Source organism: Paraburkholderia sediminicola, from assembly GCF_902859805.1.
Taxonomy (GTDB): domain Bacteria; phylum Pseudomonadota; class Gammaproteobacteria; order Burkholderiales; family Burkholderiaceae; genus Paraburkholderia; species Paraburkholderia sediminicola.
The window spans coordinates 407,362-421,701 of sequence record NZ_CADIKC010000001.1 but is presented as its reverse complement, the minus strand read 5'-3'; the positions used below and the strand labels follow the sequence as shown (position 1 = coordinate 421,701).

13 protein-coding genes are annotated in these 14,340 nt (G+C 60.1%); 3 read left to right on the top strand and 10 right to left on the bottom strand.

Annotated features, from left to right (window positions below; translation table 11 throughout):
- Positions 1-39 precede the first annotated feature (39 nt).
- The 8 genes from R8871_RS01875 to R8871_RS01840 form a co-directional block, all read right to left on the bottom strand.
- Positions 40-1,131, bottom strand: coding sequence for a hypothetical protein (locus tag R8871_RS01875; RefSeq protein WP_175048791.1), 1,092 nt, complete (start codon positions 1,129-1,131; stop codon positions 40-42).
- Between the two features lie 264 nt (positions 1,132-1,395).
- A complete protein-coding gene (locus tag R8871_RS01870) occupies positions 1,396-1,740 on the bottom strand; it encodes a hypothetical protein (RefSeq protein WP_175048790.1) in 345 nt (114 codons plus the stop codon).
- A 146-nt stretch (positions 1,741-1,886) separates the two neighbouring features.
- Positions 1,887-2,276 carry a DUF6232 family protein gene (locus tag R8871_RS01865; RefSeq protein ID WP_175048789.1) on the bottom strand — a complete coding sequence of 130 codons (390 nt, stop codon included), beginning with the start codon at positions 2,274-2,276 and terminating at the stop codon, positions 1,887-1,889.
- A gap of 147 nt (positions 2,277-2,423) precedes the next feature.
- Entirely contained in the window at positions 2,424-3,191 is a 768-nt protein-coding gene (locus R8871_RS01860) for an ABC transporter ATP-binding protein (RefSeq protein ID WP_175049937.1), read from the bottom strand.
- A 38-nt stretch (positions 3,192-3,229) separates the two neighbouring features.
- The gene (locus tag R8871_RS01855) at positions 3,230-3,943 is read right to left on the bottom strand and encodes an ABC transporter permease (RefSeq protein ID WP_175048788.1); all 714 of its coding nucleotides are present in this window, start codon (positions 3,941-3,943) and stop codon (positions 3,230-3,232) included.
- Positions 3,940-4,629 carry an ABC transporter permease gene (locus R8871_RS01850; RefSeq protein ID WP_175048787.1) on the bottom strand — a complete coding sequence of 230 codons (690 nt, stop codon included), beginning with the start codon at positions 4,627-4,629 and terminating at the stop codon, positions 3,940-3,942. Before R8871_RS01850 ends, R8871_RS01855 begins: the two co-directional genes overlap by 4 nt.
- Positions 4,630-4,750: 121 nt before the next feature.
- Positions 4,751-5,524, bottom strand: a complete 774-nt coding sequence (locus R8871_RS01845; RefSeq protein ID WP_175048786.1) for an ABC transporter substrate-binding protein — start codon at positions 5,522-5,524, stop codon at positions 4,751-4,753.
- Positions 5,525-6,076: 552 nt separating this feature from the next.
- The gene (locus R8871_RS01840) at positions 6,077-7,219 is read right to left on the bottom strand and encodes a porin (RefSeq protein ID WP_175048785.1); all 1,143 of its coding nucleotides are present in this window, start codon (positions 7,217-7,219) and stop codon (positions 6,077-6,079) included.
- Between the two features lie 299 nt (positions 7,220-7,518).
- Between R8871_RS01840 and R8871_RS01835 the strand changes: the two genes are divergently transcribed.
- Positions 7,519-8,325: a MetQ/NlpA family ABC transporter substrate-binding protein gene (locus R8871_RS01835; RefSeq protein WP_175048784.1), complete on the top strand. Its 807-nt coding sequence runs from the start codon at positions 7,519-7,521 to the stop codon at positions 8,323-8,325.
- Between the two features lie 154 nt (positions 8,326-8,479).
- Here R8871_RS01835 and R8871_RS01830 read toward each other — a convergent pair whose 3' ends face one another.
- Complete coding sequence (locus tag R8871_RS01830; protein WP_175048783.1) at positions 8,480-9,595, bottom strand: succinylglutamate desuccinylase/aspartoacylase family protein; 1,116 nt, start codon at positions 9,593-9,595, stop codon at positions 8,480-8,482.
- Between the two features lie 325 nt (positions 9,596-9,920).
- On the bottom strand, positions 9,921-10,703 hold the full coding sequence (locus R8871_RS01825; RefSeq protein WP_175048782.1) for an ABC transporter substrate-binding protein: 783 nt from the start codon (positions 10,701-10,703) through the stop codon (positions 9,921-9,923).
- A 690-nt stretch (positions 10,704-11,393) separates the two neighbouring features.
- Between R8871_RS01825 and R8871_RS01820 the strand changes: the two genes are divergently transcribed.
- Positions 11,394-12,542 (top strand): ABC transporter substrate-binding protein, encoded by a 1,149-nt coding sequence (locus tag R8871_RS01820; RefSeq protein WP_175048781.1) that lies wholly within the window; start codon positions 11,394-11,396, stop codon positions 12,540-12,542.
- Positions 12,542-14,335: a bifunctional diguanylate cyclase/phosphodiesterase gene (locus R8871_RS01815; RefSeq protein ID WP_175048780.1), complete on the top strand. Its 1,794-nt coding sequence runs from the start codon at positions 12,542-12,544 to the stop codon at positions 14,333-14,335. The genes R8871_RS01820 and R8871_RS01815 overlap by 1 nt, the downstream gene beginning before the upstream one ends.
- Positions 14,336-14,340: the final 5 nt, after the last annotated feature.

Genomic DNA, 14,340 nt, shown 5'->3' with positions numbered 1-14,340 from the left:
CAAATTTTTGCACGGCCTTTCTTTATCGATCGACGACTATCACGGGGCGAATCGTTCGCTCTCTTGCGCGGCATGTAACCCTAACTGCCCACGCGGGAAATCGAATAACACGTCGATGTTCTGCATGGCCATCAAACCGACCACGATACGGTTAGCGTCCGGCTTCGCCTTGACGATCGTGACTTGCGCCTTCTCGTAACGGTGCACCCACGATCCAGTGCCGATGGCCGTCTCGTAGTTACCCTGATCGAGCACATTGCCGACATCGCCGTCGCCGGCCCAGTTGGGCGCTTTGTCCATTTCGAGGCGGATCATGCCGGTGCTGCCGGTTGCGAACACCAGCGGCGCGCAGAATGTCATCTTGCCGCCCACATTCACGCAGCCTCGCGGCCAATGCGCCGTGCCGTCTTTCGACATTGTCATCGGCACCATCGTGTAGTTATTGGTAAGGGTGCTCGAGGGGCTCAACACCATGTACGGCTTTGTGAAGTTCGCGTGCACCAGATAGCGTTGGCCAATGTTGCCGGGCAATGCGCGCAACGGTTGAGTGCAGCAGCTATCGTCCGGCTGCGCGGCGCCGACGCCGACAATGCCGGAAAACGCCCAGCCGAATTCGCCGGTATAGCCGTCCATCCCGACGCACTTGCGCGCGTTCGGCAGGCAGCGCACGACGTCCACTGCTTGCGCAGCGATTGGCGTTGGGGTGGTGCCGGCGAGGCTGAACGGCACCTTCACGGCCGAGCCGAGAATCTCCACGCCGTTCGCGAACGACAACGACGTCACGCCACCGGCGCTTGCATAGCCCGAACCGGGCAGCACCGACTTCAATACCCGCGTGCCTTGCGTACCCGTGTCGAGCGCCATATACACCGGTTTGCCGTCGAGTTGGACCGGCAGACCGAGGCGTGCGTGGTCTTCGTCGGCACGCTCCACGTGCAGCGGAATCAGCAGACCGTCGTTGCCGCCATTGATCAGCGCAGCATTGGGGGCCGGCGGCGTGGGGGTGGGGAAGGTGACGGAGCAACCGGTCAGTGCGGCGAGCGCGCTGGCAGCGATCAGCGCTGCTGCCATCGAACGACAAAACTGGAAACCGACATGCCGGCGCGCGGCATCGAGAGACGACAGGAACATAGGATCACGCTTTGCAAAAAGGCGGGTCCCTGGCGAAGGCGATGCATCGTGAGCTGTGGGTTGGACTACTCGAACAGCACTGGCGGCAATCTTACGGGATTGCCGCGGCGTGGGCGGGGAAACCGGAACGCTTGCGGGGGCCTGCGGGAGGGAACACGCGATAACAGGAGCGGCGACTCTACACGGCCACCCGCAGGCAATTGCAAAGATGTGTAAAGGTCTAAGGGATGACTAGCAAGTCGCCCATGCAAGCATTGATCTACGTCAATAGTCACGCGGACGGCGGATCACGGTGGCTTGAGCGCGGCCGAGCGTGGCGCGGTCGAGGGCGCTTGTCAGTAGGCTGATCACGTCGTCGAGGGTGCGCGAAGTGACTTCGACGCGAAAGGTCACGCGCTCGTGCTGCTGGTCGACGGTCACGACGTAGAGGCGCAGATCGTCGCCGAGAGCGGCATGCAACGCGCGCCGCCCATGTGCCGACGAGGTGCCGGGCACGGTGACGTCGATAATCACAAGCGGAACGACGACATGTGTGCGACGGGGCAGGCGTGATTCCCGTGCTGCGCGCGGGAGGGGGAATTCAGACGTTGCAACGGACGTGAGCATCATGATTGCGCCGATTCGGCGAGGCGGCGCGCGTTGTTGACACTCAACCACTCTAGCGGCGCGCGCCTCAACGACGCGCAAAAGCTGCCGCGCCGCGAATCAATTTTGTGTTAACGCGCCACGCCCGGCATAAAACGGACGGCGACTCTTCAGGCCTTGGGCGCCGCAGCGACGGCCTTCGCTTCGTGCACTGCGGCGGCGACCTGCTCCACGAACTCGCGGTCGGTGCTCATGAGCGCTTCACGCAGACCATTCGCGGTCTGCACCATCAGACGATGCGTGATGTCCTGAGTCGCCCAGGTGAGCCAGCCGACCACGACCAGCATCGTGCCGCACACCATACCGACCGGCGAGCGCCATATCCCGCCGACAATAGCGCCCACGAGTCCGAGCAGCGATATCGCGCGGGGCAGAGCTTTGTTCTTCTGCACGGTGACGACTTGCACGTCGACGATGTCGCGCAGCGGAAAGACCTGGCCGGCCGACGAGAGTGCGTTGCGCGTGACTGACACGCCGCGATCGTTGAAGGGAGTTTCCATCGAGTCCAATGCAATCGGTAGCAAAGGGCGCAGCGTACCAGACTTCAAATGCCTAAGTTAATCCAGTAGCAGTGCGCCCGTTCTGAACGCGGCCGCGTTCAACGTCGTTCGCATGGATTGAGACGGTTTGCAACGTTGTTTGCAACGTTATTTCAGGCTGCCGGTAAGAAACTGGCCTAGGCGTTCGCTTTTCGGGTTGACCAGAACGTCTTGAGGATGGCCTTCTTCTTCAATTTTTCCCTTATGCAGAAAGACCACGTGATTCGACACGTTACGGGCAAATCCCATCTCGTGCGTGACCACGATCATCGTACGGCCTTCTTCAGCGAGAGCCTGCATTACTTTCAGGACCTCACCGACCAGTTCCGGATCGAGCGCCGACGTGGGTTCGTCGAACAGCATGACTTCGGGCTCCATGGCCAGCGCGCGAGCAATGGCCACGCGCTGTTGCTGGCCGCCGGAAAGGTGGGACGGATACTTGCCTTCCATGCCGGCGTTGAGCCCTACTTTGGTCAGGTACTTGCGAGCCCGCGTCTCGGCTTCAGCCCGGCTCAATCCCAACACGCTGATGGGCGCTTCGACGATGTTTTCAAGCACGGTCATGTGCGCCCACAGGTTGAAGTGCTGAAACACCATCGACAACTTCGTGCGCATCTTCTGCAGTTGCTTGTGATCGCTCACCCGCAAGGAGCCGTTCCGATCCGGCCGCGTCTGGATCTCTTCTGCGTTGACGGTAATGCGCCCGGAGCAAGGTTGCTCAAGAAAATTAATGCAACGCAGAAACGTGCTTTTACCTGAGCCGCTCGAACCGATGATGCTGATGACATCGCCGGCCTTGGCCTTGAGCGATACGCCCTTCAGAACCTCGTTGTCACCGAACTTCTTGTGCAGGTCGTCGACAATCAGCTTATACATATCTCGATACACTCCATCTTGGCTAAGGGTAGCCAGGTTCAATGCCCTTGCGGCTTCAAAAACGCGAGCAAGCGTGTTTCCATTCTGCGAAACGCCCAGACCAGCGTAAACACGATGCAGGCGTACAGCACGGCGGCAATGCTGTAGGCCTGAAAGGATGCGTAGGTTGCCGAGTTCACGTCGCGCGTCACCTTCAGGATGTCGGGGACGGTGGCCGTGAAAGCGAGCGTCGTTGCGTGCAGCATGAGGATGACTTCGTTGCTGTAGTTGGGTAGCGCGCGCCGCAATGCGGACGGCAGGATGATCCGGGTGTAGAGCTTGAAGCGGGACATCCCGTAAGCCTGAGCGGCCTCGATTTCACCGTAGGCGGTCGATTTAATCGCGCCGGCAAATATCTCCGTGGCGTAAGCGCATTCGTTCAACGCAAAGGCAAGCAGCGTACAGTTCATCGCACTACGGAAGAACGTGTCGAGCAGAACGTGCGAGTGGACGAACTGAAGACTGTAGAGCCCCGTATAGCAGAGCAGCAACTGCACGTAGAGCGGTGTGCCGCGGAACACATACGTATAGAGCCAGACGGGTCCGGAGATGAAGCGGTTGCGCGATGACCGGGCCACCGCCAGCGGGACGGCGAGGCAGAAACCCAGTCCGATCGATGCGACCAGCAACCATAGGGTGATGACAAGGCCGCTGTACCGGTAACCGTCGGTGTACAGGTAGGCTTGCCAGTATTGCCTGACGAGTTCGATCACAGTACGGCCCTCCGGACGCCTGTCGAATAGCGTTTTTCCAGCCAGATCAGCACGAGGTTAGACACCGTCGTGATCACCAGATAGATCGCGCCTGCCGTCAGCGTGAAGAAGAAAAACTCAAGCGTGCTCTTGCCCGCGTCCTGCGAGGCCTTGACCACGTCGGCGAGGCCGATAATCGAGACCAGCGCAGTGGCCTTGACCAGCACCTGCCAGTTGTTGCCGATGCCAGGCAGAGCGAAGCGCATCATTTGCGGGAACATGATGCGGCTGAACACGCGCCGCGAACTCATGCCGTACGCGAAGCCTGCTTCGAGCTGTCCGCGCGGAACTGCGAGGAAGGCGCCCCGGAACGTCTCGGTGAAGTACGCACCGTAGATGAAGCCGAGTGTGATGACACCGGCCACGAAGGGGTCGATGTCGATCTGATCGAAACCGAGGGCGTCAGTCAGATTGTTGAGCAGGATCTGAATGCCGTAGAACAGCAACAGCATCAGCACAAGATCGGGTACGGAGCGAATCAGCGTTGTATAGAGCGTGCCGACCCGAGAAAGGAAGCGGTTCGGCGACAACTTCGCCGCAGCGCCTCCGAGACCCAGCAGGAACGCTGCAGCCAGCGACAACACAGCCAGCTTGATCGTTTCCCATGCGCCCGCAAGGAGAAGCGGGCCATAACCGTGAAAGAACATATATTGCTATCCTCGATTGCACATCGTCCCCGTTCGGCGCCGGCGATCTGGGCCGGCGCCACGAGTGACGTTGAACCATGGCATGCGGCGGGTAGACCGGCGAAAGGTGCCTGGTTATCGCCTAGCTGCCGTACACGTCGAAGACGAAATACTTCTTCTCGATGGCTTTGTAGGTGCCGTCCTTGATCATGTCGGCGATGGCCTTGTCAATCTTCTCCTTCAGGTCCACGTCGTCCTTGCGCAGGCCAATGCCGGCGCCGTTGCCGAGGATCTTCGCGTCGACGATGTCCTTGCCGGCGAACTGGAAGCCCGCGCCGCGCGGCGTGTTCAGGAAGCCGATGTCGGCCTGCACTGCGTCTTGCAGGGCGCCGTCGAGACGGCCCGAGAGCAGGTCGGTGTAGACCTGATCCTGGTTCTGGTACGGCACGACCTTGGCGCCCTTCGGCTCCCAATAGGTCTTGGCGTAGGTTTCCTGGATCGTGCCCTGTTCGACGCCAATCGTCTTGCCCGCCAGCGATTCCGGCGTTGGCAGGAGGGTCGAGCCTTTCTTCGCAATGAGGCGCGTCGGCGTATTGAAGAGCTTGGCAGAGAAGTTGATCTGTTCGGCACGTTGCGGCGTCATCGACATCGACGACAGCACGCCGTCGAATTTCTTCGCCTTTAGCGCGGGGATCATGCCGTCGAAGTCATTTTCGACCCACACGCACTTAGCCTTCAGACGCGCGCAGATCTGGTTGCCGAGATCGATGTCGAAGCCGGTCAGTTTGCCGTCTGTACCCTTCGATTCGAACGGCGGATAGCTCGCGTCGACTCCGAAGCGGATGGTGGACCAGTCTTTTGCGTAGGCGCCAGTTGCGATGGCCGCGAGCGCGAAACACAGGGCAAGCTTCTTCATGACATCTCCAAGGGGTAGTTCGTGACACCGGGTGTTGGGGTTCGAGTCCCTCGCAGCGTCTGGTATTCGATGCGTCAGTGTTGTCTAGACATATCGAGTCTGGTGTGCGAGAGATGCTGGTTTTCACAGCTTGTATATACAAGATATCCGGTCAATATTCTGCGAAGCAACTGGGGTTTTCTCGTATGCTATTAGCAGAATGTAAGAATTTAGGCCGGTTTTCAGCGGGTGCTGGCTAAGTTTGGCGGTCGTACGTGTGCCGCGCGGCAAGGCGGTATATACACTTTGAACGTCGGTATGTGTGCGTTAATGTCTATACAAGATGACGCTGGGATCTACTTGTTTTTGACCGGACGAGCTAATTCCGGTGACGCGAGATCGCATGCGCATAGGCCGCGAGCGCAGCCTGGAGAGGGTGGTAAAGGGGATTTTGCCGAGGCGTGTCGGTTGCTCGAAAACCGGTTCCCCAAAAGAAAAACGCCCCGTAGGGCGTTTTCCAAAACCTCAGGACAGCAAGGAACTCGCGTTCCTCGCCGGCAGGGTAAGGCTCGCTTAGAACTTGTGACGCAGGCCTGCGCGAACTGCCAGTTGCGTGCTTGCGCCTGCTACCGGCAGGAAGCTGCTCGTGCTGGAACCGATCTGCGCTTGCAGGCCGGTATTCTTCGACGTCGTGCCCGCAGCTGCCTGATAGACGCCCAGCAGGTACACGTCTGTGCGCTTGCTCAGTGCGTAGTCGACGCTGGCGTCGATCTGGTTCCAGTGACCGTTGGTCTGGTCCTTCGATTGCATGTACGTGTAGCCCAGCGCGCCCGTCAGTGCCGGCGTGAATGCGTACTTACCGCCTGCTTCGTACGCATTGAACGTCGTCATGTGACCGGTGATCTGCTCGATGTTCGTGTGCGTCCAGAGGGCCCACATCGTTGCCGCGCCGATCGAGTACTTGGTGCCGACGCCGACCGTGGACAGGTCCTTAGCCGTACCGCTGATCGCCGAGTTTGCGAGCGTCGTCGAGAAGGTGGTCGGCGATGCCGAACCCGGGTAGCGGATGTCCGTGTACGCAGCGCCGATGCCGAACGGGCCGTTCGCGTAGTTCACGCCAAAGCTGTAAACCGACGACGAACCGGTTGCGCCCGGCGCGCCAGCAAATGCGCCAGCCTGGTTCGAGAAGCCGTACATGCCGCCGAAGGTCAGGCCTGCGAAGTTCGCGCTGGTGAACTTGACCGCGTTGCTGACGCGGCTCGACGTGAGCTGGTCGACATCGTTGATGTGATAGCCGTAGTTACCCGCGACGGTCTGGCTGCCGTTGCTGTACACGCCGCCCAGAAAGTCGGTCGAGAACGAGTATTGGCGACCGAACGTGAGCGTGCCGATGCCGTTCTGCGACAGACCGACGTATGCCTGACGGCCGAACAGCGAGCTGCCCTGGCCGAGCGCGCCGGTGCCGGAGTTAAAGCCGTTTTCCAACGTGAACAGTGCCTTCAGGCCATTGCCGAGGTCTTCAGTGCCGCGCAGGCCCCAACGGCTCGCTTGGGCGACGCCGTCGCCGTACTGGTAGAGGCTCTTGCCTTGGGCGCCTGCATGATTGACATAGGTGAAACCGGCATCGATCAGGCCATACAGCGTAACGCTGCTTTGCGCGTGAGCGGCGCTGGCGAAGACGGCGAGAGTAGCGGCGGCAAATACTTTCTTGTTCAAGACTTTCTCCGATTAAAAATTAAGCGATCACCACCCCTTACTCTTTGGTAAGGTCGTGAGATGGAGCGAAATTTAAGGGAACGCAGAGTAAGGTATGTGACAGCTTTGCTTATTTTTGTAATCTGTAGCGCCGGCGCGACACTCACATAGCATTGCCTGTTGAAATCAAGCAAGGCGCGCCGCGCATAAGCTTTTTCCAGATCGTGCATATAAGCGTGTGAAAAACGATTGGTTTTCGGGTGCATCCGCTGCATGGGAGGATCCGCACCTGCCAATCAAAATCGCTTATGGGGAAATGCATGCAACGCCGGAAAATCATCCAGAATCTGCTCGCTATTGCCGCCGTTTCGCTGACGGCAACGTTTGCGCACGCCGATGACAAACAACTGAAAATCGGCACGATGAGCGGCCCGGACGCACAGATCTGGTCCGTCGTGACCAAGGTGGCGGCGCGCGAAGGGCTGAATGTGAAGGTCGTCGAATTCAACGATTACGTGCAGCCGAACGCGGCGCTCGACTCGGGCGACCTCGACGCCAACGGTTTCCAGCACCAGCCGTTTCTCGATAGCCAGATCAAGCAGCGCGGCTACAAGATCGTCAACGTCGGGCTGACCTACGTTTCGCCGATGGGCTTCTATTCGAAAAAGTTCAAGTCACTCAAGGACTTGCCGGAAGGCGCGAAGGTCGGCATCCAGAACGATCCGTCGAATGGCAACCGCGCGCTGCTGCTGTTGCAGAAGTACGGTGTGATCAAGCTGAAGCCGGGTGTCGGCACGAACGGCGTCAACGCCACGCCGCTCGACGTCGCCGAGAATCCGAAGAAGATCAAGCTGGTGGAACTCGACGCCGCGCAATTGCCGCGCTCGCTCGACGACCTCGACGCGGCGTCGATCAACACGGACTACGCGGTGAAGGCCGGCTTGCAGCCGACGAAAGACGCGATCGCGATCGAGGACCTCAAAGGTCCGTACGCGAATCTGATCGCCGTGCGCGCGCAGGATCGCGACAAGCCGTGGGTCAAGAAGCTTGTCGCGGCGTATGAGTCGGATGAAGTGCGCAAGTACATCGACACGCAGTTTAAAGGCGCGATCATTCCGGCTTTCTGAGCGGATTGACGGGCGGCTTTCCGGCCGCTTTTGAGCAAGCCGTTCTTTCCCAACAGACCCGTAAACGCAGAACGCCCGCTGAAATAGCGGGCGTTCTGCTTTGCACGCACAGCTTTCGCGGATGAATCCACGAAAGCGCGGTTTCAGGTGTTCCTTAGTTGCTCAACAACGACCCGCTTCTGAACGCCTTCGCACCGGCAATGCGCGCGAATTCCAGTCCGGCCGTCGCGAAGCGCGTCAAATGCCGCGCATACAGCACACCGGCTACGGTGCTCTTCAGCGTGACGACGCGATCGGTTAACGGATCGACGATATCGGCGATCTCATGGCCGACATCGACCCAGGTACCCACTTCGCAGCGATACACGAGCACGCCGCTAATCGGCGCGACGATCGGTTCGGCACCGGCCAGCGGCGTGGCGGCGAATTCGAGCGCCGGCAGCGGAGCGGCCGTGCCGTCGATCACGCCGCGCGAGGTCAGGTACTCGATGATCGCCTGCGCGTCGCGTTCCGCGTACTCGTAAGACACTTCGCGTTGACCGCGCAGTTCGATCGTGACCGAGACCGAACCGTTCGGAATCGGAAAACGGTCGCCGTAACGGCCGCGCAGATCCGACCAGCAGAAGCTGTGGATTTCGTCGAACGGATTGCCCACCGAATTCAGCGCCAGCAGCGACGCCTTGGCGTCCAGATAGCAGGCGAGCGGCTCGACTTCCGGCCACAGGTCCGGGTTCGTGTAGAGGTGCATCGCGGCTTCCCAGTCGCAGTGCAGATCGAGCACGACATCGGCGTCATACGAGAGCTTTTGCAGCGCCAGACGTTGCGATTCGAGTTCGGTGACCGGCTCCTGCGCGTCGAGCGCTTCACGCATCGCCGCGCGGATGGCGGTGCGATTGGCGTCGAGGTTGTCGGTCAGGCGCGCTTCGATGCCGGGCTGAATCAGCGCCGACAACTCGTAGAAATTGCGGTTGAAGTTCTGCGCGCTGTTGGTCTCGAAGCGGCCCGTCAGATGGCCGAGAAAGTGCTGATTCAGGCCGATCGGATTGGCGACCGGCACGATCACGACTTCGCCGCGCACCTTGCCGGCGCCTTCCAGCGCGGCGAGCTTGCGGCGCAACGCCCACGAAACCAGCATGCCAGGCAACTCGTCGGCATGCAGCGACGACTGGATGTAAATCTTCTGCCCGCCGCCGGGACCATAGTGAAAACTCGTCAGATTACGGGCGGTGCCGAGCGTCGGGGCAATCAGCGGATGGGTTTGGGTTTGCATGGTTTTCAAATCCGCGGGCATCTGGGGCGCGCCGCGCTATGTCGTTGATTACAAGGGGAAAGGGTATTTAAAGGTCGGTCATTGGCGGGCCGCTTCGCAGCGCCTCTAGCGCACGATCTTAGCCGATATGACGCGACGCGTGGTCTTATGCGGCGCGGCGCGGAGCGCCTGGCACGCGGGCAGGCGTGTCCGGTCCGATAGCAGTCCGGGCGGCGCGGCCAAACGGCCCCGCGGCTTCGCGGCTCCGCAAACGAAACGGGCTCCGCGTAATGCGGAGCCCGTTCTTGCAAGCCGGCAAGCGCGCCGTCAGGCGCGCGTGACTGGCTTAGCCGCCGTACACGTCGAAGTCGAAGTACTTCTTCTCGAGCTTCTTGTACGTACCGTCCTTGATGATGTCGGCAATCGCCTTGTCGACCTTCGCCTTCAGATCGGTGTCTTCCTTGCGCATGCCGATGCCCGCGCCGTTGCCGAGGATCTTCTCGTCGACCAGATCCTTGCCCGCGAACTCGTAGCCGGCGCCGCGCGGCGTCTTCAGGAAGCCGATTTCAGCTTCGACCGCGTCTTGCAGCGATGCATCGAGACGGCCCGACAGCAAGTCTGCATAGACCTGGTCCTGGTTCTGATACGGCACGACCTTCGTGCCCTTCGGTTCCCAGTACGTCTTCGCGTAGGTTTCCTGGATCGTGCCTTGCTCGACGCCAACCGTCTTGCCCTTCAGCGAATCGGCCGTCGGCATGACGCCCGAACCCTTCTTCGTGACGAGGCGCGTCGGCGTGTTGAACAGCTTCGACGAGAAGGCGATCTGCTCAGCGCGTTGCGGCGTCATGGACATCGACGACAGCACGCCGTCGAACTTCTTCGCCTTCAGGGCCGGGATCATGCCGTCGAAGTCGTTTTCGATCCACACGCACTTGGCCTTCAGGCGCGTGCAGATTTCATTGCCGAGGTCGATGTCGAAGCCCGCGAGCTTGCCGTCGGAGCCCTTGGACTCAAACGGGGGGTAGCTGGCGTCAACGCCGAAACGGATTGTCGACCAATCTTTAGCGTGTGCGCCAATCGAGACGGTTGCAAGCAGAGCAACCGTCAAAGCCGCTAGCAGTTTTTTCACTGTTTAACTCCTCGGTGTAGTTCGAATACTCCCGTATGCGGTTGTGCCGCTGCGGGACGCCTGGCGCGACTCACGACCAGGCTTGGGTTGAAGCTGCCAGCCGGGGCGGCCAGCAGCGCGCGCCAAGCTTATCAGTTCAAAAAGATTGGGTAGCTAGTGAAACACCGGATAGCGCACGGGAATAGCTTCTAAAGCCCGAATGTGGTGGAGATTCGGCGGCGTCGTCATGCGTCTTGCATGGCTTTGGGATGCTGCGTGTTGTCGCGTAAAGGAGCCGTAATGAAGTTGGCTGACCACGGCGCTTTGTCGGCGTGCATCGCACCTTGCGCTGTGCCGTCAAAACCAGTATTCAGAATGGCGCTATTACCGTCAGTTATTGCAGACTATTACGGCGCCCACAATTGTTTCAATTGGCTGTCGCCGAGTTAAAGATTTCGCTTGAACTACCGTTAAATACAGATGAGCGTATTTGTTAAATTACGCCTGACCAATTGTTTTTTCCCGATTGAGGCGGGGCCGGAACCAAAAACGCATTGCTTGGCGCTATGATCAACGCTCCGCACGGCTGCCTTTGCAGCGTACGATCGTATCGGTATCTGTCTGAACAAAGTCATCGAGCACTACGCCCGCGATTAAATACCGCGCGCCTGTTTGCGTTCGTCTTAATGACCTTCTGCTAAGCGGTTGTATATGCACACGATTTCGATGGCAGACGAAATGCGCTGTTTCAAACCATCGCGCCGGAGCCGAACTGCGGTCGCAGCGGCACGCGCGAAGTCACTGCACAGCCGCGCGTTTTCCGGTTTTTTGACATTACTGATAAACGCCGCTTTCTGCTGTAGCCTTTTGTCTTCAGCACCCGTCGTGGCCGCCGACAACGTTCTGCGCGTGTTGGCATGGCCCGGTTATGCGGACGCCGACGTCGTCAAGACTTTCGAGACGCGCTACAACGCGAAGGTCGAAGTCACGCTGGTCGATTCCGACGAGGCGCTATGGGCGCAGATGCATGCTCAGGGCACGCCGCAGTTCGATGTGCTTGCTGCGAATACTGCCGAAATCGAGCGCTATACCCGCGCGAATCTGCTGGCGCCGCTCGATCTGGCCAGTTTGCCGAATACGAAAAAACAGTTGCCGCGGTTTCAGGCGCTCTCGTCGATCGCAGGGCTGACCTCGGCAGGCAATGTGTACGCCATTCCATTCACGTACTCGTCGATGGGGCTGATCTATGACCGCAAGCAGATCGCCGTTGCGCCGCGCTCCATGCGCGAATTATGGAACCCGCGCTATCGCGGCAAGGTTCTCGACTTCAACAGCGCCCAGCATAATTTCTCGTTCACCGCGCTGGCGCTGGGCTATCCCCATCCTTTCCAGCTCGACGACACGCAGATGCGCGTAATCGCTCACAAGCTCGTCGATCTGCGCCGCAACCTGCTGACCTATTACACGCTGCCTGAAGAAGCGACCGCGTTCTTCATCCAGCACAAAGTTGCCCTGATGTTCGGTAACTACGGCACCCAGCAGGTTGAGTCGTTGCGCCGCGCCGGCGCCGACGTGGGCTACGTGATTCCCGACGAAGGGGTGCTCGCGTGGCTGGACTGCTGGTCGATGACGCGCTCCGCCAAGGATCGCCCGCTCGCGCTTGCGTGGATCAACTACATGCTCGAACCGGACGTCAGCGCGTTGCTGACCCAACGCCAGGGGCTCGCCAATACGTTGACGGCGCCGGCGGAGAATAGCGACAAGGCACATATCCTCTGGATCGGCCCGGTGGAAGATATTCAACGGCGCGAAGATCTGTGGAGCAGAATCGTGTCCGGCGACCGGTCGGAGCGTTTCTGATGATGCGTCCCGGCCTGACATTCAAACTATCGATTCTGCTTGCGTGCATTGGCGTGCTCGCGTCCGGTGCGACTGGCTATTACACGTATCGTGCCAACCGCACCATGCTTGTGAACGAAGCCGAGCATAGCCTGCTGACATCAACGGAATTGTTGGGACAGCGCTTTTCCGTGGCGGTCGACGACGTTGCCGCGGACGCGCTGGTGCTCGCGAGTTTGCCGTCTTTGGCCGACGTCGCGCAAACCGACAACGGCGTTGGCGCGAATCCGCAGCGCGAACAATTGGCGCAGGTGTATGCCAGCTTCATGGTTCACCACCCCGAATATCTGCAGATCCGTTTCATTACCCGCAAACACTACGGACTCGAGCTGATCCGTTTCGACCGCGATGCTGATGGCCTCGTGCGGGTCGAGGGGAACAATCTGCAGGAAAAAGGCCAGTTTGCGTATGTGTTCGACACGCTGGCGTTCTCGCCCGGACGTATTTACACCTCGCCGATCGCGGTGAATCACGAGTACGGCGCGCACGCAGCCGAAGGCAAACCGACACTGCGGCTCGGCACGCCTGTCGCGAACGCGAGCGGCGCAGTGGTGGGCGTCGTGATTATCGATATCGATCTGGCCGGATTGCTTAACCGTTTGCAGAGCGATTTGCCGAGCGACTATCAGGTCTATCTCGCCAACGAATGGGGCGATTTCCTGGTCCATCCGGATGCCTCGAAAACGTTCGGCTTCGACAGGGGCCGCCGCGTGCTGATGCAGGACAGCTTTTCCGCTACCAGGCCGCTCTTCGATCAGTCGCAGGGCGAAGTTTTGCTGAACGGTCTCGTGCGGCCGAGGCAGGCGGCCGGTCAGGTGCTGGCTTTCGTGCGCAGGCCGTTCGGCGCATCCGAAGGCAACCGTTTCATCGTGATCGGCCTCGCCAAACCGCTCGAGGATGTCTTGTCCGGCGCCACCCAGCTGGGTAACAGAATCATTCGCATGGTGTTGATCTTCAGCGTGCTGGCGCTGTTCCTTGCGATTCTGTTTGCGCGCGCCCTGACCAAGCCTTTGCATATCCTCGCGTATGCGGCGACGCATCTGTTCGCCGAACACGCAATGGAAACGCTGCCCCTCAAACGTACCGACGAGATCGGCATACTCGCGCGTTGCTTCGATCGTCTGCGCCGGGAAATCAAGTCGCAAATGGATGTGCTGCATAACAAGCAACGTGAGCTCGTGCATCTCGCCACCCACGACGGGCTGACCGGCCTGCCGAACCGCATGTTGTTCATGCAGAAGCTCGAGGCGGCGATCGAGGAAGCGACACGGCGTCAGGAAGGGCTAGCCGTGCTGTTCGTCGACCTCGACCGCTTCAAGCAGATCAACGACCAGTTCGGCCATTCGATTGGCGACAAGGTGCTTGCCGCCGTGGCGCAGCGGCTGAAGAAGGTGCTTTGCACGGCGGATGTCGCCGCGCGCCTTGGCGGCGATGAGTTCATTGTGCTGATCGAGGGGCCGCGCTCCGCGGAGGCCGCGCCGGGGATCGCCTCGCGCATCATGGGGGCGTTGAACGAAGAACTGGTGATCGACGGACAAAGCATGACGGTGGGCGCGAGCATCGGCATCAGCCAGTTTCCCGATGACAGCGCCACGGTGGAGGAGTTGCTGCTCCATGCCGATGCGGCGATGTATGCCGCCAAAGCTGGTGGACGGTGTGGCTATCTGCGCTACCAGGATGTGCTGGTGGCGCGCAAACGGGAGCAGGAGAGCGAAGGGGCAACGGAAGGCCGTGAGGCGGAGCCGACAGCCTGACGCGC